Source organism: Salinibacterium sp. VpJ6, from assembly GCF_059767345.1.
Genome location: NZ_JBSOQL010000001.1, coordinates 1735084 through 1758162, shown reverse-complemented (window position 1 = coordinate 1758162; position 23079 = coordinate 1735084). Strand labels below are relative to the sequence as shown.

Here is a 23079-nt window from a genome sequence, read left to right as displayed (position 1 = left end):
CACTCGCGCCGCAGGTTGTGGTGGGCTGCCGCGCGAGTTCTCTACCCCGCCGGGTTTCGGCTTCTGACCTCGGTCAGTTGAGACCCGGTGGGGCGTAGGGTTAAGCATCGTGACTCAGAACTCTGTCGATGCCCCTCCTCCCGTTTGGCGGGCACCCGGAATGCCAGCCCTGTTGGTGCTCACGGCCGCAGGTTTCGGAGGCTTTGTTGCGCTGATTCCGGTTGTTCCGCTGTGGGCGGTTCAAGGTGGGGCAACCGAAGCTGGCTCGGGGTTGGTGAACGGACTCCTGCTGATCGTGACGGTCATGACGCAACCGTTTGTTCCGCGCCTGCTCGACCATTTCGGCACCGGCCGCGTGCTGGCGGTGGGGCTTGCCCTTCTCGGCGCCCCCGCGCTCTTGCTGTTCATCTCGGATCAACTCGCGTGGATTCTCGCGATCTCGGCGGTGCGCGGAATTGGCTTCGGCATCCTGACCGTCACCGGTTCCACGGTGGTGGCGAACCTCGTCGATCGCACCCAGCATGGTGCCGCCGTCGGAATCTACGGCGCTGCGATTGCTGTTCCGCAGATCATCCTCGTACCAACCGCATCCTTCCTCGCCGACACCGTCGGGTTCTGGGCAGTCTTCGTGATTGGCGCCCTTCCCCTGCTCGGCATTAGTTCTGCCCCGCGCCTTGCGCGAGTGCTTCGCGAGCAGGCCGCCGCTCGCGACCTTCTCCCCTCCACCGACGCGACACCGATCGTCTCCGTGGATGGCGGAAAGTCAGAACGCCGCTCGCTTGCGATCAGCCTTCTGCGACCGATGATGCTGCTCAGCGGCGTCACCCTCGCCGGTGGTGCCCTGCTTACCTTCGCCCCGCAAATGAGTTCCTCGCCCGGCGCTACTGCCGCGGCTCTCGCGCTCCTCACCCTGAGCGCAGCTATCACTCGCTGGTCCATCGGCGGGCTCTCCGACCGTTTCGGTGCCGAGCGATTCCTCTGGCCCCTCGTCGTGATCTCGGTGGTCGGACTGGTGGCGATTGCCGCCGCCGTTCAGAATCCCGACGCCACCGGCATCCTGCCGTTCCTAGTCGGCATGACGCTCCTCGGCATCGCCTACGGCGGTCTGCAAAACCTGACGCTCGTGATCTCCTTGGCGGCCGTACGGCGCAAGCAGTACGGCACGGCCAGCGCCGCCTGGAACATTGGTTTCGACCTCGGCACCGCTCTCGGTTCGGTTCTCATCGGAACCCTCGCGACCGAGTTCTCGTTCCCGCCCGCCGTCTTGGTCGCCGCCGCGATCTCACTGCTCACGCTGCCGCTCGCGTTCCTGCGCGGGCCGAAGGTCACCGACTAACTAACTCACACGCGCGGGATGGTCGGCCGGCAAGTTCGCTGCCGGGCACGTTAGCCGACTGCTGGTGGCCCGAGGCGACCCCGCCCGAGCACGATCAGCAGTGCTCGAAGGTGTACTCTGCTGCGCCGGGCGGCGTGAGATCGCGGTCCCGCAGCATCGTGATGGGCGGTGTCGCAGCATCCGCACACACCTCCGCGAACGGGCGTCGCAGCTCATCGGTGTACTCGACGTCGATAACGGCATCACCATAAAAGTCGGTGAAGTCCCCGCACTCTGAGTACTGGTCGCACTCCTCCACGATCGCGAAGTCGAACCCGATGGCGAATGCCGCCTCCCCCAGCAACTCCGCCGAATTCTTCTGGGCTACCGCGAGTCCGCTACTGTGGCCGAGCTGCACGAACAGCGTCGCCATTGCTACCGCCTGCTCGCGCTCAAGAATCCCCTCGGAGCGCGTGTAGCTGTCGAGGTTATCGAGCTCGACCGCCACGAACCCCTTGCCTGCGCAGTCCTCGATCAGCGGCGCGAATCGCTCGGCGATCGCCTCACGATTGCTTGCGGTCCGGATGTCGAGAAGCGTCTCGTCTGGCCAGTTCGCATCGATAACCGGATCACCTTCGGCATCGCGCAGCAGCAGCTCGCTCGGCCACGACTCCCCCGGTTGCGATTGAAAGCCGTTGAGGTAGCAAATGGAATAGGCGCGGGCGAGTGGTTCTTCGCTGGCGTCGCGCACGACGATGGTGACGGAGGCGTCGGGCTTGTACGCTCCGCCGAGCTGGTAATCCGCGACGGCGCCGGCGGCGAAGAGACTCGGGGAGGCGGTAGCGGTGGAAGGGGCGCTGGGCTCAGTTGTTGGCGGGGCAGCAGCCGAGCATCCGGCCAGCACAGTAAGCGCGACCGCGACACACAGCGCCGCCCACGGGGCTCGTCGTGGGCGTGCTGTCATGCAGTCGAGCCTAGGCTGCTCCGGCCCGGCGCGAGATGTAGGTCGCGCGCATGTGGGAGCGATGCGGTGGCAGCTCGGCCCGAATGAGCGCGAAGCTCGCAACGATCGCCATCAGAGCCGAAATACCCAACACCACGGCGGGAAGCGGCGGGATGCCCGCGGCTAAGTCAAGGCCGGTGCCGGCCACGATCAGCCAGACGGTGGCTGCCGCGGCGGCGGTAAGACTCGCCAGAAGAACGACTACCCACCCGAATATTTTCCTGTTCATGATTGCCCCCGTGCTTTCAGTTCTGCTGGTTAGTGCGACTGTGTAGCGTGAGAAAAAGTCTGAGACTTTCTCTCTCCTTAAACGCTAGACCCCAAATGGGGGCCAATCTAGTCGTCATTAAGGCGGACTAGTTCAGTGAGGTCTAGGCGAGACGAAGCAGCCGAGCACGCAGTTCTTTTGGCGTGGATTCGGGCATGGCGGCGGAGAGTTCGCTGCGCTGCGGGAGGGCTCCGCCTTCAGCCACCACGGTGATGGCGCGCGCGAGGCTGCCGCGGCTGACGTCTTTCAGGGCGTTGTCATCCGCGTGCATTTCGAGCAGGAGGGCGACTTCGCGGGAAGCGTTGCGGGCTGTGGGCAGCCACGGCAACGAGGCTTTCCACGCGGTGAAGAAGATCAGCACGATGTCGTGACGCAGGCGCACGTGGGCGCGTTCGTGTTCGACAACCGCACGTAATTCCTCTTCGTCGAGCAACGCAATGAGTCCAGCGCTCAGCACTGTGACGGAGGTCAGGGCGCCCGGCAGGCAGTAGGCAACGGGTGCGGGGGTATCGATGAGGCGCGTGCCGGGGCGGTCGGTCATCGGCTCGCTCAGCAGGGTGATTAGTTGCGAGTGCCGGGCACGCTCGCGCTCGGCATAGACGAATGTGACCAGCAGGTTCAGCAGCAAGTGCACGGTGAGGAACAATGCTCCCGAAAGTGCGAGCAACGACCACACCGAGGAGCCCTCGGGGAGTTCATTGTGGGTGACGAAACGCCACATGCCCGTGGCGGCATCCGAAATATCACTGGCGAAGGTGGCGGCCCCGAGTAGTACGAGAGAACCGATCATGCTGAAGCCACCTACGAGTGCGACAAGTTGCCAGACGAGCAGCCCGAGAGTCGGGCGCTTGTACGCCCAACGCGCCCCCGGAAGGATCGCCGGCACGGGCCAGGCCAAGAGAATGGCAATGACCCCGAGGGTGATCGCGGCGGCGACCACGGTTAGCGTCCGGCGAGAATGCGGCGGAGAGTCTCAGCTTCTTCGTTTGAGACCTGGCCGACGAACCGTTCGAGCACCGCGGTGCGGTCGTTCGCCCCACCCAACACTTCGTGCATGAGGTCGGCCATATGTTCAGCGCGAACCGAGGCGGCACGATAACGGTGCGGGCGCACATCACGTTCGCGCACCACGTAGTTCTTCTTCTCGAGGCGAGAAAGAACGGTGAGCACGGTCGTAGCGGCGAGTTCGCGGCCCGACGCCTCGGGGGAGGCAAGAGCGGCCTGCAGATCGTACGCAGAGAGACTTTCAGCGCTCGCCCACAGCAGGTCCATGACACTGCGTTCGAGTTCACCCAGGGAGTTCATACGAGCAATTCTACCCTAAGTAGAAATAATTTCTACGAGGGTGTAGAAATGTATACACAGCGGTTCTACAGGATGTAGAACTAACGCGAACACCCGCCACGGAAAGGCCAGGAGTGGATCCCCTAGAAATCGCCAGATGGCAATTTGGAATCACCACCGTCTATCACTTCATCATGGTTCCGCTCACGCTCGGCCTCGGCCCGGTCGTGGCGCTCATGCAAACCCAGTGGGTTCGCACGGGCGACGTGAAGTGGCTGCGCATGACCAAGTTCTGGGGCAAGTTGTACCTCATCAACTTCATCATGGGTGTGGCAACGGGCCTCGTGCAGGAATTCCAATTCGGAATGGCCTGGAGCGAATACTCCCGCTACGTCGGTGACGTCTTCGGCGCCCCGCTGGCCATGGAAGGCCTCCTCGCCTTCTTCTTCGAATCCGTCTTCCTCGGCCTCTGGATCTTTGGCTGGGATCGCCTCGGCAAGAAGCTCCACCTCGCCACCCTCTGGATCGCCGTTGCCGGCTCCGTCGTCTCCGCCTTCTTCATCATCGTCGCCAATTCCTGGATGCAGCACCCCGTCGGCGTTGAACTCATCGACGGTCGCCCCGTCATGACTGACATCTGGGCCGTGCTCACCAACAACACCGCCCTCTCCGCTTACTCCCACACGATCATGGGCGCCATCGCTGTCGGCGCCGGCTTCGTCGTCGGCATCTCCTGGTACCAACTCTGGCAGCGCCGTCGCGATGGAATCGACACCGTGGACACCGCGGGCCGTGTCGTCGTCGGCGAGAATGCCAGCATCCCCGGCCGCGACCGCAAGGACCACTCTGTCTGGATCACGAGCATCCGCATCGGTGCTGTAGTCGCCATCATTGGATTCGGCGGCGTAGCGATCACGGGCGACCTCCAGGCCAAGCTCATGTTCGAGCAACAGCCTTTGAAAATGGCAGCGGCGGAGGCTGCGTGCTACGACGGCACGAGCTTCTCGGTGCTCTCGATTGGCCCCCTCGGAGGCCAAGACTGTGAAGATGTCGTGGGACTTATCGAGATCCCCGGCTTGCTCTCCTTCCTCGCTCACGGCGATTTCGATACTGAAATTCAGGGCGTGAACACCCTCATCCCTCAGTATCAGGAGCTGTACGGCACCAACCTTCCCGATGACCCGCTGTACGGCGAGCGCGCAGGCCAGGAGATCGATTACCTGCCGCTCATGGAGGTCACCTACTGGGGCTTCCGCTTGATGATCGGCTTCGGAATGCTCGCTGCCGCCTTCGCCGCCCTGACCCTGTGGATGGTCCGCAAGGGCACGGTTCCGAAGTCCAAGTTCCTCATGGGTACGGCTCTGCTCAGTATTGCCGCCCCCTTCGGCGCCAATATCGCCGGCTGGGTCTTCACTGAAATGGGTCGCCAACCCTTCGTCGTTGTTCCCAACCCCAACCCCAGCGGCGTTGACGGTGTCTTCATGTTCACCGCCGCCGCAGTCTCCCCCGGCGTGAGTGGAGAAGAGATGATCTTCTCGCTCGCCTCGCTGGCTCTCGTCTACGGCTTCCTGCTTGTCTTCGAGATCAAGCTGCTCGTCAAGTACGTGCGCGGTGGCGTTGCCTCGGCAATGCCCGAGCTGGGGCATCCAGAAGACGACGGCAGCGACCCTGACGATCCCAACAAACCAGACAAGCGCGACGACGTTCTCGCGTTCGCCTACTAAGCAGAAGGGCAGCTACTCATGGAACTTCTTCCCACTATCTGGTTTATCGCGATCGCGGCATTGTGGATCGGCTACCTCCTTCTCGAAGGCTTCGACCTGGGTGTCGGGATGCTGCTGCTCTTCAGCACCCGTAAAGATCGTGAGCGTCGCCTGATGCTCAATGCCATCGGCCCAGTCTGGGACGGCAACGAGGTCTGGCTGATCACGGCCGGAGCTGCCACCTTCGCCGCATTCCCGTTTTGGTATGCATCGCTCTTCTCGGCGCTCTACATTCCGCTGACGATCGTGCTCGTGAGCCTCATCTTCCGCGCGGTTGCCATTGAGTACCGCGGCAAGGGCTCCACTGACAAGTGGCGTATGTGGTGGGATCGCGCTCTCGGGCTCGGCTCGCTCGGTTCCGCTTTCGGTATCGGCGCAGCCCTCGCGCTGACCACCACCGGTCTCCCGATTGACGCAAACGGTGACCGCGTCGGCGGCGCCTTCGCCTGGTTCACGCCCTACGCGATCCTCGGTGGCCTCGCGGTTGTCGGCTTCTCGCTGGTTCATGCCTCCGTCTTCCTCGGCCTCAAGACCGATGGTGACGTGCGCGTTCGGGCCCGCAACTTCGTCGTGCGCTGGAGCCCCGTAGCCCTGCTGCCGATCGTCGCCTGGGTACTCGTTATCCAGTTCCAGAACGGAACCCTCATCACGTGGGCGCTTGTTGCAGTCGCGGTGGTTGCGGTGGTCTTCGGCTGGATCAGTGCTCGTGCCGGGCGTGAAGGCTGGGCCTTTGTGGGGATCGCAGCCTTCTTGGTCGCGGGAGCGTCATCCATCTTCGCCGCCGTCTACCCCGTCGTACTGCCCTCGACGCTTGACCCCGCGTTCAACCTCACGATCTCCAACGCGGCGAGCGGGGAATATACCCTCAGCGTTATGAGCATCGTGACCGCGTTTGGGCTGCCGCTGGTGTTCGTGTACCAGGGCTGGACCTACTGGGTTTTCCGCAACCGCCTGAGCGAGCACCACATCCCCGAAGCTCACCTCGTGAAGCCTGCTGTCGCCCCCGCGTCTTCAGCAAGTACCTCATCGTCTTCAGCTAGCTAGGGCACGATGGAGGGCATGAGAGCCAAACTCCAGGAACGACTTGCGGCAGGCTTCGGCCCGGGCGGTGTGCACACACTGTTCGGGTTGGGGCTGCTGGCTTCCCTCAAGGGGTTGGCCCTCGTTCTGATGGCCGAGGCTGTCGCTCGCGGCGTCGTCGGCGTTATCGAAGCGGATGCCGCAGCCTGGCAGTTCGCCATCGTTCTAGGCATCGCGGCTGGTCTCCTCCGCGCGGCTACCGCCTGGGCAACGGAGAGTTTCGCGACGCGCGCCGCGTTAGGCGCCAAGGAGTCTCTGCGCCACGAACTCGCGGAGCGAGTGCTCACTGGCTCCGACGCCCGCTCGGGAGCAAGTACCGCGATTGCGACCGTCGGTCTTGATGAGCTCGACAACTACTTCCGCGTGGTGCTGCCTGCGATTGTGACGACCGCGACGGTTCCGTTGCTAATTGGCGCCCGCATCCTGTCGGTCGACTGGGTGAGCGCGCTCATCATTGTGCTGACCGTTCCCCTCGTGCCGGTGTTCATGATTCTTGTTGGCGGTCACACGCGCGAGCGTGCCGAAGCCGCCAGCGCGAGCCTCGAACGACTCTCCGATCACCTCGTTGAGTTGGCCCGTGGCCTTCCCGTGCTGGTGGGGCTTGGCCGCGTTGCGGAGCAGTCGAAAGCGCTGCGCGCGATCTCCGCCGAAAACCGCACCAAGACGATGGAGACTCTGCGCACCGCATTCCTCTCCGCTCTTGTTCTCGAACTTATCGCCACCATTTCGGTTGCGGTGGTCGCTGTCTTCGTCGGCGTTCGACTCGTGGATGGTCAGCTCTCCCTCACCGTCGGCCTCATCGCTCTCGTGCTCGCGCCCGAGTGTTTCGCGCCCTTCCGCGAGTTGGGTGCCGCGTTCCACTCCTCTGAGAACGGCCTCACCGCTCTGCGCCGTGCCCGCACGATCATTGATGCACCGCGCGCTCGGGAGCACCGCCAGAGTGCGGGTGGCTTCCGCGTCGTCGACCTGACCATTTCTTACGAGGGTCGTGCACGGCCCGCGGTCGACAAACTCAACTTCCGCGCAACGCCCGGCACCATCACTGCTCTGGATGGGCCAAGCGGCAGCGGAAAATCCAGTGTTCTTGAGGTGCTCGCGGGCAATCGCGAGCCCAGCGGCGGCAGCGTGTGGGGCATCGACGTCTCCCGCGTGGCCTGGGTTCCGCAGCATCCGCACACCGTTGCTGACACCGTGATCGATGAACTTCGCCTCTACAGCAGCGACGAAAAAGCCATCAAGTCGGTGCTGCTTGACCTCGGCCTCACTGCCGTCGCCGAGGCTGATCCGCGCCAGGTGAGCCCGGGCGAGCTGCGCCGCATCGCCGTCGCACGTGGACTGCTGCGCGTCGAAGCGGGCGCAACCCTGTTGCTGCTCGATGAGCCGACCGCACACTTGGACCCGGCATCCGCTGCTCGCGTTGAAGCCGCGATTGCTGACCTGCGTGGTCGCCCCGTCACGGTTCTTGTTGCCTCGCATGAAACGGGAATCGCGGCGCTGGCCGATCAGGTTGTGGCCGTGGGTGCATCGGGCGGCACCCGTGCCGTCGAGGCGCGCGTTGACCCGATGACGGTTGACGGTGACGTGGATGTTGACGCTCTCGACGCGCCTCGCACTACCCGCGCGACTCTCGCCAGCCTGCTCGAGTTTGTGCGCCCCGCCCTCGGAACCCTTGTCGGAGCGATTGCTCTCGGCACCGGCGCGAGCCTCTTCGCGCTCTCCCTCACGGCTCTCTCGGGCTGGCTGATCGTGCGGGCGAGCGAGCAACCACCGATCATGTTCCTGCTCGTCGCCATTGTGGGCGTGCGGTTCTTCGGCATCGGTCGCGCCGCCCTGCGCTACGCCGAACGCCTCGCCACCCACCGTGCGGTGCTCGGCTCGGTGATCGAGTTGCGCGTCGCCCTGTGGAATGGTCTTGGCGCTCGGGCGCTCGGTTCGCGCGCCCTCGCCAATGGCGGGGTCGCCCTCGACTACCTCGTTGCTGCTTCCGACCGGGTGCGCGATCTCGTGCCCCGCGTCGTGCTGCCGCCCGCCGTTGCTCTGGGCACGTCGCTCGCTGCGCTCATCGCGGTCGGGTTGCTGCACGCGCCCGCTGTCCCCGTGTTGCTCGCGGGTCTCGCGGTCGGGCTCATTGCGGCGCCCATCATCGCCGTGATCATCGACCGCTCCGCCGCTAACGGCATCGCCGAAGTGCAGTCCCGCGTCGTGCGCGCCTTCGCTGCCATGACCGGTGCGGCCAGCGACCTGCGCGCCAACGGTGTTGGGGAGCGGATGCTCGCCCGCCTCGATCACATCGACGCCGAAGCCGGTGCCCTCTCCCGCCGCAGCGCCCGCGCCCTCGGAATCGGCAACGCCGTCGTCGTACTCGCCTGCTCGGTGACCGCCGTCGCCATGCTGCCCGTCGCCGCTCCCGCCGTCGTCGCTGGCACCCTGCCTATTGGCATTGTCGCGGTACTCGTTCTCATCCCCATCGGCCTCGTTGACTCGCTCATCGCCTTCGTCGACTCCGTGCAGCAATGGCCGGCGCTGAGTGCTGCGCTTGCGAAGGTGCGTGGGGTTACCGCGGGGGTTGAGCGTGCGGATGCTGCTGGCGGTGCTGTTCCCGGCGGCGCTGCTGCGGGAACGCGCCGCAGCAAGAGCACGCAGGCCGGAGCCGCGAGCGCAGATCAGCCCCTCGGTGACGTGACCGTTCTCGAACTGAGCGAGCTCGGCATCCGCTGGCCTTCGAGCCCGACGCTGGCATTCTCGGGCGCCACCGCTCGGGTTGAGCGTGGCGAGTGGCTTGTCGTGGAAGGACCTTCGGGCGCGGGTAAGTCGACGTTGTTGGCGGCGCTGCTCGGGTATCTTCCGGCGGCCGCTGGCTCGTGGAGCCTTAACGGTGTGGATGCCCGCGAGCTGTCGCCCGAGCAATTGCGTGCGGCGGTGACGTGGTGCCCGCAGGAGTCGCACCTCTTCGATTCGACGATCCGCGCGAACCTGCTGTTGGGCCGCGCGCACGCTGATCAGCCGACCGAGCAGGAGCTCGTCGCGGTGCTGCGCCAGGTAGGTCTTGGCCCGCTCTTCGATTCGCTCGACCGCGGCCTCGACACTCGGGTGGGTTCGGCCGGCGAAAGCCTGTCTGGTGGCGAGCGCCAGCGCCTCGCGGTTGCCCGAACTCTTCTCACGCGGGCGGATGTTGTGCTGCTCGATGAGCCGACCGCCCACTTGGATGCCGCGAGCGCCGAACAACTCATCACCGACCTGCGCACGGCTCTCGCCGACAAGATAGTGGTGCTCGTCAGCCATCACGACGATGAGCGTCGCGACGACGACGTGAGCCTGCGGCTCGGGGCGCGCGAGCAGGTCGCTGCGGTCTAGCTCGGTTACGCGCACACGTGGTGAGCGGCTGCGATAGTTACCATTGAGGCAACGTCGTTTTTCAGAACGGCTGCCGGAGGATGCGATGACGAACAATACGAGAAGCACGGCAGCCCTCTTCTGGAGCGGCGTGATTGTCGCTGCTGGCTCGCTGATCCTTCTTCTCCTGCGAGCGCTCACGGACAGCCTGACGACGTTGGGGGTTCTTGCTCATCTCGCTACCTTCACCGTGGGGTTAGTACTCATCTGGCAGCATCGACGCGCGACGAAGAAGTCTTAGATCGTGCATCCGCAGCGAAGCATCAAAGACATCGCCGCCGTCCTCGGCTGCGTCGCGGTGGCATTGGCTCTGGGCACTGTGCTCGTAGTGCTGGGAACTCCCTACTACGGCTCGGCAGGCACGGAGCTGCTGCACGCTTTCGCCCGCGCAACTGCACTGGGCCTCCCGGTAGCGGCCCTGTTCGGCGTGCCAACGTGGTTGTGGCTGAGCGCACGAGTTCCCGCTCGAGCGCTCCCCATCGCACTATTCATCGCGCTGAGTCCACTCTTCGGGATCGTGCCTGGTCTCGCAGTCTTTGTTACGGGGCCCATCACCCACCTAGACACTCCCGTGTTCCTGGGCATGTTCATGATCGCAGCTGGAGCGTGGACCGCCCCTATCGCGACCGCGCTCTACTACTTGGTTCTGGGCAAGCGACCGCGTATCGCAATCTCGCTCGGCGGCATCGCTGTTGTTCTCGCGCTGCTGGGCTGGGTGAGCATCGCAATCAACGGCGGCTAGCTCCCGAACAGATCGCTCGCGACCGTCTTGTACACCGACTCCGGGTTCGAGGGGTGGTAGATGCCGGCGAGCACATCGCGTTGCAGTCGCGCGAGTTCGCTTGTGCTCCGGAAGGCTCCTCCCCCGGCTGAGCGCATGACCTGGTCGACAACGTGGCGTGCGGTTTCGATGCTGCGGTGCTTCACACCGGTCAGCTTGCGGAACCAGCCCGCCCCGTGATCCACGAGCCCATCAACGTCATCGACGATGCTGTGCAGTTGGGGTTCGATCGCATCGAGCGCAAGGGCGGCATCCGCCATGCGCCAGCGCAGATCCGGATGCTCGGAGTACGTCTCTCCGCTCATGGCCGAGCTGCGCTGCTGCAGTGCTTCGACCCCGAGTTCGAGGGCGCGGTCGGCGAGGCCCGCATAGACGGAGGCGATGAGCGGCAAAAAGTTGGCGAAGACAGCGAAGATGAATGGATCGGCGTTGGGGCCGACAGGCAGCACACGGGCGACGCGGTTCGCGGGGACAAAGGCGCCATCCAGCACCGTCGTGTGGCTTTGGGTGGCGCGCATGCCGAGGGTGTCCCAGTCACCGAGCGACCGCCAGCCGGGCTCATCGCGAGAGATGAAACCATGCACGAGGGTTTCGGTGCCATCGTCGGCCGTGTGCTTGCCGAAGAGACCCAGCTGGGTCCACGCCGGAGACAGCGAGGTGAAGATCTTGGTGCCCGTAAACGCGTAACCGCCCTCGACGGTTTCGGCGGTGGTGAGCGAGTCCCACATGACGAGATCATTGCCGGGTTCGCTCAAGCCGAAGGCAAAGATTTCGCCGGCTTCGGCATCCGCCAACAGCCAGTCGAGGCTCGAGTCGCCGCGCTCGCGCAGAGCCCACGCAACACCGATCCAGACGAGGTGCATGTTGATGGCGAGCGCCGTGGCCGGAGCGTACGCAGCGAGCAGGCGCTGATCATCCGACAGCTCACGCAAACTGCGCGGCTTCAAGTAGCCAACGGCACGCAACTCTTGCAGGTCTTCGGTGAAGAAGATGTTCTCGCGGTCGTAACGTGCGGCCCGCGACCGGATGCGATCAAGCAGCGCTGGGGTGAGTACCGTCATGGGTCAACGCTACTGTGCCGCGCTTGACGCCGCGCTGCAGTTATAGTCAGCTTGAAGCCCAAGCCAAAGTTCAGCGCTAGTGCCGAGGAGCATTCCCAAGCGTGCAGCCAGCTCAGCACTGACCGTCTCCTTCCCGTCACGGAGAAGCGCGAGCGTGCTCTCCGTCACGCCGAGGCGTCGCGCGGCTTCAGCAAGGCTGATGTCCCCGAGATAGTCCTCAAGCAGGATGCCCGGGTGCGGAGAGTTATGCATACTCACGATCCTGCTCCGTTTCTGTTGTCGCTCTTCTAAGCGCTCTTTGCCAGCGCTTCAGCGTCGCTCTTGCTGAGTTGCTGCACGCGTTGGGGCGAAAGACCCAGCACGATTCCCGCGTCTTTGTACGTGAGTCCGTCCGCGCGGAGACTTGCAACAGCTCTCCTTGCGAAAGCAGCGGCTTCAGCGCTTTCTTTGCGGGCTGCAGCTTCGAGCTCTTTAGCGCGCAGCCAAGCGTCACGCGCGGCGCCGGGGATTTCTACATCGAGATCGATCTCGAAAGAATTAGGTTCCACATCGAGCCAGAGCCCGATGATCTCGCGGGCGACTTCTTCAATCTCTGCGGCCTTGCGCGCCTGACCTACGGCGTCGAGCTCAGGAATGCTCACGAGCCACCAACGACCATCTTTACGCGCTGTGACACCGTATGTTTTCTGGTCTGACATGACTCTCCCCTATCGCCAGTTCTGCGGGGTCTCCGGCAAATTCTTCATCAATTGCCCAACGACTCCGGCGCTCACTTCTCCATGACGCGGAATCACTGCTTTTACCGACCCATCAGGCAGTCCCCACAGTTCGTGGCTGCCTTTTGCGTCGCGAAGGAATACCCAGCCGTTTGCTTTCACTACCTTGATTACATCGCGGTACTTTTGCGGCTTCGGCATTAGTTTACTCTAGCCCCTCTTGATTTTTCCATCAAGCCCCGCTAGACAGCCCATCCATATGTTCGCCACTTCACACGTCGGGGCCGACGAGTCTGTCCCACACAGCGTTGTTCGCCGCAACGGTCGACGCGACAAAACCAGAAATCACGCCTTAATAATCGAAAGCACGTTGCCAGCGGGATCCTTGAACCACGCGATCTCGGGGCCGTGCCCGCGCATGATGCCCTTTGCGTCCGTGCCGAGGTCGCCCGTGAGGTCGCCGTCGTCGTAAATCTTGGTCACCACGCCACGCTCGTTGAGCGCATCGACGGCGGCTTCGACATCCTCCACCGCAAAGTTCAGGATGGTGAAGCTCGCCGGTTCGTGGGTCTCCTTGGGGTAGATGGTCACTTCGGCGCCGCCGGGAAGCGTGAGGCGCAGGGTGCCCATGCCACCATCGGTGACCGTGAGGCCCAGAGTCTCGGAGTAGAAGGTTCGAGCCGCGTCGAGGTCGTTGACGCTGAAGCCAGAAAAAGCCGTGGTGGGTGAAAACATGATGCTCCTTTTTTCTCCGGGAGACGACTCGAGGTGAACTGAGGCTAGCGCGCTTCCAACGCGAGCAGGGCTAGTACGATTTTGGCTATGCGTTGCGGCAGAAGTCGCAACGCCAAGCGCTGGCCCGACGGTGGGTACGAAGGGTTGAGTGGTTGTGGTTTCCTCTGACGTGAACGTGGTGCAGACGGGCCGACGCTCCCCCGCACAGCGCTCCCCCACGAAGTGGCTGCCGTGGGTGAGCCTAGTCGCCGCAGCGGGCGTCATCTCCGTGATGACGGCGCCGGGCCAGACCGCCGGAATCTCCGTCTACACCGACCCCCTCATCGCAGAACTCGACATCTCTCGCACCGGCATTTCCGTCAGCTACTTCTTCGGCACTATCGTCGGTGCCGCCGCCCAACCCTTCATCGGCCGCGCCCTCGACCGCTTCGGCGCCCGCTACGTCACCATCGTCATCGGCGCCCTATTCGCGAGCGTGCTTCTCGCCCTGAGTTTCGTTGACGGCATCGCTGGTCTCACCGCCGGCTTCGTCGGGGTGCGGATGCTCGGCCAGGGTGCCCTCAGCCTCGCCGCCACCACGGCGGTCGCCCGCGCCATCACCCATCGCCGCGGTCTGGCGCTGGGCATCACGGCCGCCATCGGATCCGCCGGAATCTCCCTCGCCCCCGTCGGCCTCGAACGACTTATCTCGGCTGTCGGCATCCATGCTGCCTGGCGGTGGGAAGCCGCGATCGTGCTCGCCGTCGTCGTACCGCTCGCGTTCATCCTGCCGAAGCGCAGCCGGGCCGCCGCCCAGACCGAAGATCTCTCAATGGCGCAGATCGTCATCCAAAAGGAATCGTGGATGCTCGGCGAAGCAGCCCGCACCGGCATGTTCTGGGTCATCGCGGCCTCTCTCGCCGCCTCCGGCATGCTGAGCACCGGCCTCGCCTTCCACCAGATCGCGATCCTCGGCGAGCGCGGGCTCACCCCGTTCGAAGCGGCCGCCAACTTTCTCCCGCAAACCGTCACGGGCATTGCGGCAACCCTCATCGTCGGCGCTTTCGTCGACCGCGTAAGCCCCAAGCTGTTCGTCATCTTCTCGATGCTCACGCTCGCCGGTTCGCTAATGCTGCTCTCCGTCGTCGGCCCCGACGGCACCGCCGTTCTCTACGGTCTCGTGCTCGGTGCGGCCGGCGGAAGCCTGCGCGGGATGGAAGCCGCCGCCTACGTGCGCTACTACGGCACCGCCCACATCGGCTCCATTCGCGGCGTCACGACCGCGATCGCCCTGGGCTCAACGGCTCTCGGCCCGATCGCCCTCTCTCTGGCCGTCGACGTGAGCGGCAACTTCACCGAGCCGGCCGTGTGGTTCTCGAGCATCCCGATTGCGGTCGCTGTGCTTGCGATCTTCGTGCGCCCGCCGCAGCGCCGCGCGGCTGTCTGAACGTCTGAACGCTCTCAACCCTCACCCAACAGAAGCGCGAGAATAGACCTATGAGCACTAGCAACCGTCTCAGCGACCTCGGCATGAAACTCATGAACGGCGTGCACCGCGCGATCCTTGCCGTATCGGGCGGTCGCCTCGGCTGGACTCTGGGCGGCATGCCCTCACTTGAGCTTCACACCACGGGACGGGTGTCGGGCATCCGCCGCTCAACGATGCTGACGGCGCCCGTGCACGGCAAGGGCCGTTGGGTGATCGTGGCGTCGAAGGGCGGCGACGACCGCGACCCGCTTTGGTACCGCAATCTGCAGGCGAATCCGAATGCCGAAATCACCGTTCGCGGACGGACCGTTCCCGTGCGCACTCACACCGCCAGCCCCGCCGAGAAGGCAGAACTGTGGCCGCAGATCGTCGCCGCCAACGCGCGCTACGCGGAGTACCAGACCAAGACCACGCGCGACATCCCCGTCGTGATTTGCGAGGAGCGCTAACCGCGCGAACACTGCACCTCAGCGAAAACACGAATGGCCCGCGCTCGTGGCGCAGGCCATCCGTTCTGTTCAGTGCGCCATGCGCATCTTCTCCGGGGAGCAGCGAAATCTAGGTATCGCGCCGCTCATCGGTGAAATCGAGGCACCCCACGACGCGTAGCGACGAAGCCGAGGTACCGTGCCGGCTAGCGGCGAAGTTCCAACGTGCAGCACTTCACGCCGCCACCACCGAGCAGCAGCTCGGAGAGGTCGACGCCGATGGGGTTGTAGCCGCGTTCCTTGAGCTGACGCTCGAAGTCTTTCGCGCGGGCTGCGATAACGACGTTGTAGCCGTCGCTGTAGGAGTTGAGTCCGAGCACTGCCGCATCCTCTTCACTAGCGAGAATGGCGTCGGGATACAGCGCACGGAGTTTCTCAAGCGAGGGCTCATCGAAGGCGCTCTCGAGGTAGGCGATGTTGGTTTCGTCGAGCTTCGCGATGGCGGTGTCGACGTGGTAGAAACTCGGGTTAATGAGGTTGAGGGAGACAACGTTGCGGCCCGAGAGTTCAGCTAACTCGCGGTGGCTTTCGACTGAAGTACGGAAGCCCATGCCTGCAAGGATGTTGTCGCCGACAAGGAGGAAGTCGCCCTCACCCTCATTAACGTTCTGGGGGGAGGCCACGTCGAAGCCGTTGGCGCCGAACCAGTCCATGTAGGCGGGGCCTTCCGCTTTGCGCTCGTCGTAGGTGAAGAGGGCGCCGTAGGCCTTGCCGTCAATCACGAAACCACCGTTGGCGGCGTAGACCATGTCGGGCAGGCCGTCGATGGGGTCGATGAGCTCGACGGTGAAACCGAGGTCAATGTAGGTGTCGTACAGCGCCTGCCACTGCTTCACAGCGAGGCTAGTGTCGGTGGGGTCGTTGGGGTTCATCCACGGGTTGATGCTGTACGTGACCGTAAAGAAGTCAGGACGGCACATCAGCACGGTCTTCGCGGTGGCCTGGCGTGCAGGCGTGGTCGATTCGGTGTCAGTGATCGTCATAGCCCCAGTGTTTCACGCACCTATCCGCAATGTCTCCGCAATCTGCGCACTATTTACGCGCATACCCTAGCCAGCGCACAACAAACCGCCGTACGCTGGATAAATGGACAAGCTGGACGCAGGAATCATCGACATGCTCCGCCTCAATGCCCGCGCAGGCTATGGAGATATCGGAGAAGCGGTGGGGCTTTCGGCCTCCGCAGTTAAACGGCGCGTCGATCGTCTCGTCGCCAACGGCACCATCCGCGGCTTCACAGTGCAGGTCGATCCGGCCATCGACGGCATGGGCACCGAGGCGTATGTCGAGCTCTTTTGCCGCGGCAACGTGGCTCCGCACGAACTCAAGCGCATCTTGAGTGCCATTCCCGAAGTGGTGGATGCCGGAACAGTCAGCGGGTCTGCTGACGCTGTCGTTCACATGCGTTCCCGCGACATCCACTCGCTTGAAGTCGCGCTCGAGCGGCTGCGCACCGCCACCAACATCGACAACACGCGCAGTTCCATTGTGCTGTCTCGCCTCATTCACCGCCGCTACGAGTGACCAGCCCGTGTGACGCTATTGCGATTTCTTAGATTTGCACCGTGAAATCATCAAAAAACAACGAAATCCGTTCCGTAACACGATCTTAACCATGCAAACCGTTGCGCTTCGCTCTGTTTTCCGATTGACTACGTGTCACTCGCGAATCAGTTTTCGCGAACTCGGAGGTGCGCAAGAACGTGACGGTTTCAGCCCAGAACACCATGCCCGCAGGCTCAGCCGCGGACCGTGCGAACGCAGACGCGGCGAACACAAGCGAACCTGAAGGTTCCGTTGTCATTGAGGGCGTGACCAAGAAGTTCGGTGGCGCCGTTGCTGTCGACAACATCAGCTTGCACGTGCGCCCCGGTGAGTTCCTCTCTTTGCTCGGCCCCTCGGGCTGCGGCAAGACAACCACGCTGCGCATGCTCGCCGGCTTCGAAGAGCCCACGTCGGGCAGCATCCGCATTTCTGGGCAGGATGTCGTGGGCATTCCGCCCCACAAGCGCAATGTCAACACGGTTTTCCAGGCCTACGCTCTCTTCCCGCACATGAGTGTCGCCGAGAACGTGGCCTATGGTCTTCGCCAAAAGGGCACGCCTAAGTCGGAGATTCGCGAGCGGGTTAGTGAATCGCTCGATCTCGTGCAGATGCGCTCGTTCGCCGACCGCAAGCCCACGCAGTTGTCGGGTGGCCAGCAGCAGCGCATCGCGCTCGCCCGGGCCCTCATCAACCGCCCTGCCGTTCTTCTTCTTGACGAGCCGCTGGGTGCGCTTGACCGCCAACTGCGCGAGGAAATGCAGATCGAGCTCAAGCTTCTGCAGTCACGCCTCGGCATAACCTTCATCTTCGTGACGCACGATCAGGGTGAGGCGCTCTCGATGAGCGACCGCATCGCCATCATGCGCAAGGGCCGCATTGAGCAGCTGGATGACGCTGACTCGATCTACGACTCCCCCGCGAGCGCCTACGTCGCCGGCTTCATTGGCCAGCAAAACTTCTTGCCGGGCATGATGACGAGTGACCTGAACGTGATGGAATCACCGTTCGGTGTTCTGCGTTCGGTGATCCCGCATCCAGAACTCGAAGCTGGCGTGGATGCTCAAGCCGCTGTTCGCCCGGAGGCCGTCACGGTCACGGCGACCGCTGGCACCAGCGCAGCCACCGCCCCCACCGCAGAGAACCGGATCGCGGGCGAAGTGCTCGGAGTTTCTCACCAGGGTGAGACGCTGCAGTTCTTGGTCTCGATCGGCGATGGTCACACTCTTCTGTCGCGGGTTCCGCGCCCGAACGCACCGCGGCTCGCGGTCGGCGACGCTGTCGTCTGCACCTGGGACGCGTCGTCTGTTCACCTCTTCCCCAGCGAGCAAGCAACCCAGGCTCAGGCCGATATCGCTCGCGCCGTTTCTAACCCCGCACCACCGACCAGCTCGATCTCGCTTTAAGGGAGCAACCTGATGTCACACGACAATTCCATTCGAATTCTTGCCTCAACCTCGGCAACGAAGATCATGAAGAGCGAACTCAACCGTCGACGCTTTCTCGCGCTGTCGGGTGCGGCCGCGAGCGCTGCAGCTCTCGCTGCGTGCAGCACAGATGCTGGCTCGAGCTCGGCACCCCAGGCGACGGGTGGCGATCTGGAAAGTTCGCTCTCGGTCTACAGCTGGGGCGACTATGACGACCCCGATCTGGTCACTGAGTTCAGCGACGAACTCGGCCCCACGGTCACCTTCGATGCCTTCAACTCCAACGAAGAACTCATCTCCAAACTCGTCGCTGCGCGCGGCACGAGTGGCTACGACATCGTCGTGCCCACCGGCCCGTTCATCCCGCAGATGATCGAGAACGGCCTGCTCAGCAAGCTGAACCTCGACCTCATCCCCAACATCGCCGACATGGACCCTGCGTTCTTGGCTCGCGACTGGGACCCGAAGAACGAGTACTCGATCTGCAAGGCGTGGGGCACCACCGGTTTCGTCTACGACAAGACCAAAATTACGCGTGAACTCACCAGCTGGGCAGACTTCATCGACGCGGCACAGAACGAAGCCAGCGGCAAGACGTCCGTTCTCGATGACCCTGCTCCCCTGCTCGGCATCTACTACTGGGCTAACGGCATCGACTGGAACACCACCGACGAGGCTGACCTTGCCGCGGCCGAAGAGTTCCTCACCACACAGCTCGCGCCGCATATCTCCGCTTTCGACTCCTACCCCGGTGGCGCCGCCATTCCGCAGGCTCAGCACATGCTCATGCAGTCCTGGAACGGTGACGCTCGCATCGGCATCATGGAGAGCTCCGAGCCCGACCGCTGGCAGTGGGTGCTCGGTTCGCCCGACACCGAACTCTGGATGGACAACTGGGCGATCGCCGAAGGCGCACCCAACCCTGAAGCCGCTCACGCTTTCATCAACTACGTGCTCACCCCTGAGGCTTCACTGCGCGAACTCGACTACATCGGCTACCACACCGGTGGCGCCGGCATCGAAGAAACTGCCCGCGATGAAGGACTCGAAATGCTCGACCTCGTCTTCTTTGATGCTGACCAGGTCAGCACCATGCACACTCAAACCATCGGCGAGGCACAGCAGCGCATCGTAGAAATCTGGGACAAGACGAAGGCCTCGGCCGGCGCCTAACCCGCGACCATCCGGAATCAACTATGACCACTACCCTCGAGAGCCACACGGCCCCGCCGCGAAAGGCGCCTTCACATCGCCCTCGCTGGTTGAAGCTGCCCAGCTTTGCCCTCGCCATCCCGGCCTGGGCTTGGCTGTTCGCTTTCTTTGTCGCGCCCGTTGCGCTCGTGGTGTGGTTTAGCTTCGGATACAAACCGGGCATCTTCGGAACCCACGCCAACGACGTGCTGTCTTTTGACCGCTACGCCGAAGCGTTGTCTCCGACTTTCTTCGCGACATTCCAGAACACGCTATGGGTGGGGGTGGTCGGCACGCTTATCTGCCTGGCCATCTCCATTCCCTTCGCCTACTGGCTTGCGTTCAAAGCCCCCATTGCTCGCCGCGGCATCCTGCTCGCGATGGTCATGATCCCGTTTTGGACGAACTTTCTGGTGCGCACCATCGGCTGGCAGATCATCCTGGCGCCGAGCGGCATTCTTTCGGATGCCCTTCAATCGATCGGCCTACTGAACGAGCCACTCGAGATTTTGTACACCCGCACCGCCGTTCTCATCGGTGTGGTGTACAACTACTTGCCGCTCATGATTCTGCCGATGTTCGTTGCTTTCGACCGCGTCGCGCTGCCCATGCGTGAAGCAAGCAAAGACCTCGGCGCAGGCCGCTGGTCGACGCTTTTCAACGTGACGCTCCCGCTGGCTAAGCCCGGCATCGTCGTGGGCATCCTGCTCGTGTACATCCCCCTCATGGGCGACTACATCACGGCAACCGTGCTCGGTGGCGCCAAGGGGAACATGGCTGGTCAGATGGTCGCCAACCAGTTCCAGACCGCCCAAAACTGGGCACTGGGATCGGCGATGGCTGTTGTTCTCGTGCTGACAATTCTCACCACTGTGGCAATTGCCGCCCTCATCTCCTGGCTCGCGGCATGGCCGTTGCGCGCCAATCAGAAACTCGTGTTGGGAGACAAGTCATGAAGCGACTAGCCCTGACAGACCTTTCGCTCAAGGTGTGGGCAGTGATCGTGTTCGCGTTCCTTTTTGCGCCGATCGCCGTCATCATCATCTACTCGTTCAACGAGGGCCGCTTGCTGGTCGCGTGGAACGAATTCGGCTTCGGCTCGTTCGCTGCCATCGTCACCAAGCCAGCGATTACGGATGCCGTGATGGTGTCGATCCAGACCGGTTTCGTTGCCGCTCTCATCGCTACCGCTCTCGGCACGATGGCGGGCGTTGCGCTCGCCCGTCGCGCCGGTAAGTGGGCAGCACCGTTCTTGCTGCTTCTCGTGCTCGTCACGGTGACCCCCGAGATCGTGGATGCCGTTTCGCTCTTGCCGTGGATGGTGTTCCTCGGTCAAGACCTGGGCCTCAGCATCTTCGACAATGGCCTCGTTCGCCTCGTCGTCGGCCACTCACTCTTCGCGACCGCTGTCGTGGCGTACATCGTGCGCTCGCGCCTCGTGGGCATCGACGAAAGCTTGGAGGAGGCCGCGGCCGACCTTTACGCTCCGCCGTTCAAGCGTTTCACGCAGATCACTCTCCCGCTCGTGATGCCCGCCGTTCTCGCGGGTGGGCTGCTCTCGTTCACTCTCAGCCTCGACAACACGATCGTGTCGGCCTTCGTACAGGTTTCCGGTTCAACACCGTGGCCCGTTTACGTGCTGAGTGCCGTGCGCACGGGCCTGCGCCCAGAAATCGCTGCCGTCTCGACGATCATGCTGCTGCTGACGCTGCTGGCTCTCGGGCTCGTGGCTTACGTCTTGCGTCGTGCCGGCGATTCCGCCACCGACATCGCCAAGACCGTGGGCGGCGGCTAGGCCACTTTCGCGCTGACCACGGTCACGCTTCCCGCCAGCATCCGCCCCGCTGTACCCCTCGCACCAACCAGAAAGTGCACAAAACTATGACGTTCGCTGACCTCGTTTTCACCGGCGGCCCCATCTTCACGGCGACCGGCGAAGAACCCCAGCGCGGAAGTGTCGCTGTGCGTGAGGGCCGCATCATCGCGCTCAGCAGCGTCGACGCCGACATCCACCCCTTCATCGGCCCCGACACCGAGGTCATCGACCTCGATGGAAAATTGCTGATCCCCGGATTTCAGGATGCCCACGTGCACGCCGTGTGGGGCGGGCTCGACCTCATCCGCTGCGATCTCTCCGAGGACTCGACGCGCGATGAGTATGTAGCGCGGCTGTCGAACTATGCCGCAGCGAACCCCGAGCTCGAGTGGATTTTGGGCGGTGGCTGGAACATGTCGGCCTTCCCCGGTGGCACGCCAACGGCATCCGATCTCGATCTGGCTGTTGCCGACCGCCCCGCGTTCATCCCGAACCGCGACGGCCATGGCGCCTGGGTGAACTCGCGGGCGCTCGAGCTTGCCGGCATCACCGCCGAGACTCCCGACCCTGCCGATGGCCGCATCGAGCGCGACGCCGACGGCAACCCCACCGGCACGCTGCACGAGGGCGCGATGTCGCTTGTGAATGCGCTGCTGCCCGAAACATCGCCCGAAGATTATGCTCGCGCGCTTCTGATTGGCCAAGAGTATTTGCACTCGCTCGGCATTACCGCGTGGCAAGACGCCATCTTGGGTGGTTACGGGGATGCTGGCGATGCTACTCCCGCCTACATGGCTGCGGCCGAGTCGGGCGACCTCACCGCTCGCGTGGTCGGAGCCCTCTGGTGGGACCGCACGCGTGGCCCGGAACAGATTCCCGAACTGGTGATGCGCCGCGAGAAGAACGCTGCCGGGCGCTTCGCCGCGACGAGCGTGAAGATCATGCAAGACGGCGTTGCCGAGAATTTCACGGCCGCCATGCTGGAGCCCTACCTCGACGGCTGTGGCCACCACACCGACAACTCGGGCATCTCCTTCGTCGATGCCGCCCAGCTGATCTCGAACGTCACCGAACTCGATGCGCTCGGCTTCCAAGTGCACTTTCACGCCATCGGCGACCGCGCGGTTCGCGAGTGCCTCGACGCGGTAGAAGCTGCGCGAGCGATCAACGGGCCCAACGACAACCGTCACCACATTGCGCACCTTCAGGTCGTGCATCCGGATGACGTTCACCGCTTCGCCGAGTTGGGCGTCACCGCCAACCTGCAGTCGTACTGGGCTGCACTTGAGCCCCAGATGGTCGATCTGACCCTGCCGTTCTTGGGTGACCCGCGCAGCTCGTGGCAGTACCCGTGGGCCGACCTGCACCGGGCCGGAACGCACTTGGCCTCGGGCAGCGACTGGTCGGTATCGAGCCCCGACCCGATGGCGGCCATCCACGTTGCCGTGAACCGCATCGCAGCTCCCGGCCACGAAGAGGGCGAGTACGACGCCTTCTTGCCTGAGCAGAGCATCGACCTGCTGACCGCCATGACCGCGTACACCGCAGGCAGCGCGTTCACTAATCACTTGGATGAGACGGGAACGATCGAGGTCGGCAAGCTTGCCGATCTGGTTGTTCTCGATCGCAACCCCTTCGCGGGAGCAAAGGCCGACATCGGCCGCACCCGCACCGAGCAGACGTTCGTCGAAGGCGAGCGCGTGTACCGCGCGCCCGCACAACCATAAAGCTCGCCGCCCCGGCGAGAG

At 63.6% G+C, this 23079-nt stretch carries 24 protein-coding genes; 14 read left to right on the top strand and 10 right to left on the bottom strand.

What is annotated here, in order from left to right; all coding sequences use genetic code 11:
- Window positions 1–109 precede the first annotated feature (109 nt).
- On the top strand, window positions 110–1336 hold the full coding sequence (locus tag ACWTV1_RS08690) for an MFS transporter (protein WP_498504941.1): 1227 nt from the start codon (window positions 110–112) through the stop codon (window positions 1334–1336).
- Window positions 1337–1430: 94 nt separating this feature from the next.
- Here ACWTV1_RS08690 and ACWTV1_RS08685 read toward each other — a convergent pair whose 3' ends face one another.
- The 4 genes from ACWTV1_RS08685 to ACWTV1_RS08670 form a co-directional block, all read right to left on the bottom strand.
- Window positions 1431–2279, bottom strand: coding sequence for an endo alpha-1,4 polygalactosaminidase (locus tag ACWTV1_RS08685; RefSeq protein WP_498504940.1), 849 nt, complete (start codon window positions 2277–2279; stop codon window positions 1431–1433).
- Window positions 2280–2289: 10 nt separating this feature from the next.
- Window positions 2290–2547: a hypothetical protein gene (locus ACWTV1_RS08680; RefSeq protein ID WP_498504939.1), complete on the bottom strand. Its 258-nt coding sequence runs from the start codon at window positions 2545–2547 to the stop codon at window positions 2290–2292.
- Between the two features lie 142 nt (window positions 2548–2689).
- A complete protein-coding gene (locus ACWTV1_RS08675; RefSeq protein ID WP_498504938.1) occupies window positions 2690–3526 on the bottom strand; it encodes a M56 family metallopeptidase in 837 nt (278 codons plus the stop codon).
- Between the two features lie 2 nt (window positions 3527–3528).
- Complete coding sequence (locus ACWTV1_RS08670) at window positions 3529–3891, bottom strand: BlaI/MecI/CopY family transcriptional regulator (RefSeq protein ID WP_498504937.1); 363 nt, start codon at window positions 3889–3891, stop codon at window positions 3529–3531.
- Between the two features lie 113 nt (window positions 3892–4004).
- On the opposite strand from ACWTV1_RS08670, the gene ACWTV1_RS08665 reads away from it, so the two are divergent.
- The 5 genes from ACWTV1_RS08665 (at window position 4005) to ACWTV1_RS08645 (ending at window position 10848) form a co-directional block, all read left to right on the top strand.
- Complete coding sequence (locus ACWTV1_RS08665; protein ID WP_498504936.1) at window positions 4005–5594, top strand: cytochrome ubiquinol oxidase subunit I; 1590 nt, start codon at window positions 4005–4007, stop codon at window positions 5592–5594.
- Between the two features lie 18 nt (window positions 5595–5612).
- A complete protein-coding gene (gene cydB, locus ACWTV1_RS08660) occupies window positions 5613–6677 on the top strand; it encodes a cytochrome d ubiquinol oxidase subunit II (protein ID WP_498504935.1) in 1065 nt (354 codons plus the stop codon).
- Window positions 6678–6692: 15 nt separating this feature from the next.
- Window positions 6693–10067 carry a thiol reductant ABC exporter subunit CydD gene (cydD, locus tag ACWTV1_RS08655; protein ID WP_498504934.1) on the top strand — a complete coding sequence of 1125 codons (3375 nt, stop codon included), beginning with the start codon at window positions 6693–6695 and terminating at the stop codon, window positions 10065–10067.
- An 85-nt stretch (window positions 10068–10152) separates the two neighbouring features.
- The gene (locus ACWTV1_RS08650; RefSeq protein WP_100387658.1) at window positions 10153–10347 is read left to right on the top strand and encodes a hypothetical protein; all 195 of its coding nucleotides are present in this window, start codon (window positions 10153–10155) and stop codon (window positions 10345–10347) included.
- Window positions 10348–10350: 3 nt separating this feature from the next.
- Window positions 10351–10848, top strand: coding sequence for a hypothetical protein (locus ACWTV1_RS08645; protein WP_498504933.1), 498 nt, complete (start codon window positions 10351–10353; stop codon window positions 10846–10848).
- Here the strand turns inward: ACWTV1_RS08645 and ACWTV1_RS08640 are convergent.
- The 5 genes from ACWTV1_RS08640 to ACWTV1_RS08620 form a co-directional block, all read right to left on the bottom strand.
- Window positions 10845–11948, bottom strand: a complete 1104-nt coding sequence (locus ACWTV1_RS08640) for an acyl-CoA dehydrogenase family protein (RefSeq protein WP_498504932.1) — start codon at window positions 11946–11948, stop codon at window positions 10845–10847. The genes ACWTV1_RS08645 and ACWTV1_RS08640 overlap by 4 nt on opposite strands.
- Before the next feature lie 9 nt (window positions 11949–11957).
- A complete protein-coding gene (locus ACWTV1_RS08635; RefSeq protein WP_498505052.1) occupies window positions 11958–12200 on the bottom strand; it encodes a HigA family addiction module antitoxin in 243 nt (80 codons plus the stop codon).
- Window positions 12201–12235: 35 nt separating this feature from the next.
- A complete protein-coding gene (locus ACWTV1_RS08630; RefSeq protein WP_498504931.1) occupies window positions 12236–12646 on the bottom strand; it encodes an antitoxin HicB in 411 nt (136 codons plus the stop codon).
- Between the two features lie 9 nt (window positions 12647–12655).
- Window positions 12656–12865, bottom strand: coding sequence for a type II toxin-antitoxin system HicA family toxin (locus ACWTV1_RS08625; protein WP_498504930.1), 210 nt, complete (start codon window positions 12863–12865; stop codon window positions 12656–12658).
- 144 nt (window positions 12866–13009) lie between these two features.
- A complete protein-coding gene (locus ACWTV1_RS08620) occupies window positions 13010–13399 on the bottom strand; it encodes a VOC family protein (protein ID WP_498504929.1) in 390 nt (129 codons plus the stop codon).
- 154 nt (window positions 13400–13553) lie between these two features.
- Here ACWTV1_RS08620 and ACWTV1_RS08615 point away from each other — a divergent pair, with 154 nt between their 5' ends.
- On the top strand, window positions 13554–14825 hold the full coding sequence (locus tag ACWTV1_RS08615; RefSeq protein WP_498504928.1) for an MFS transporter: 1272 nt from the start codon (window positions 13554–13556) through the stop codon (window positions 14823–14825).
- Between the two features lie 50 nt (window positions 14826–14875).
- Window positions 14876–15316: a nitroreductase family deazaflavin-dependent oxidoreductase gene (locus ACWTV1_RS08610; RefSeq protein WP_498504927.1), complete on the top strand. Its 441-nt coding sequence runs from the start codon at window positions 14876–14878 to the stop codon at window positions 15314–15316.
- A 185-nt stretch (window positions 15317–15501) separates the two neighbouring features.
- Here ACWTV1_RS08610 and ddaH read toward each other — a convergent pair whose 3' ends face one another.
- Window positions 15502–16338 carry a dimethylargininase gene (gene ddaH, locus ACWTV1_RS08605; RefSeq protein ID WP_498504926.1) on the bottom strand — a complete coding sequence of 279 codons (837 nt, stop codon included), beginning with the start codon at window positions 16336–16338 and terminating at the stop codon, window positions 15502–15504.
- A 103-nt stretch (window positions 16339–16441) separates the two neighbouring features.
- Here ddaH and ACWTV1_RS08600 point away from each other — a divergent pair, with 103 nt between their 5' ends.
- From ACWTV1_RS08600 to ACWTV1_RS08575, 6 genes are all read left to right on the top strand, one after another.
- Complete coding sequence (locus ACWTV1_RS08600; RefSeq protein ID WP_100387666.1) at window positions 16442–16879, top strand: Lrp/AsnC family transcriptional regulator; 438 nt, start codon at window positions 16442–16444, stop codon at window positions 16877–16879.
- Between the two features lie 179 nt (window positions 16880–17058).
- Window positions 17059–18303, top strand: coding sequence for an ABC transporter ATP-binding protein (locus ACWTV1_RS08595; RefSeq protein ID WP_498504925.1), 1245 nt, complete (start codon window positions 17059–17061; stop codon window positions 18301–18303).
- A gap of 12 nt (window positions 18304–18315) precedes the next feature.
- The gene (locus tag ACWTV1_RS08590; RefSeq protein ID WP_498504924.1) at window positions 18316–19497 is read left to right on the top strand and encodes a polyamine ABC transporter substrate-binding protein; all 1182 of its coding nucleotides are present in this window, start codon (window positions 18316–18318) and stop codon (window positions 19495–19497) included.
- A gap of 23 nt (window positions 19498–19520) precedes the next feature.
- Window positions 19521–20471: an ABC transporter permease gene (locus ACWTV1_RS08585; RefSeq protein ID WP_498504923.1), complete on the top strand. Its 951-nt coding sequence runs from the start codon at window positions 19521–19523 to the stop codon at window positions 20469–20471.
- Entirely contained in the window at window positions 20468–21310 is an 843-nt protein-coding gene (locus ACWTV1_RS08580) for an ABC transporter permease (RefSeq protein WP_100387669.1), read from the top strand. Before ACWTV1_RS08585 ends, ACWTV1_RS08580 begins: the two co-directional genes overlap by 4 nt.
- 86 nt (window positions 21311–21396) lie before the next feature.
- Window positions 21397–23058 (top strand): amidohydrolase, encoded by a 1662-nt coding sequence (locus ACWTV1_RS08575; protein ID WP_498504922.1) that lies wholly within the window; start codon window positions 21397–21399, stop codon window positions 23056–23058.
- The last annotated feature ends 21 nt before the right edge of the window (window positions 23059–23079 follow it).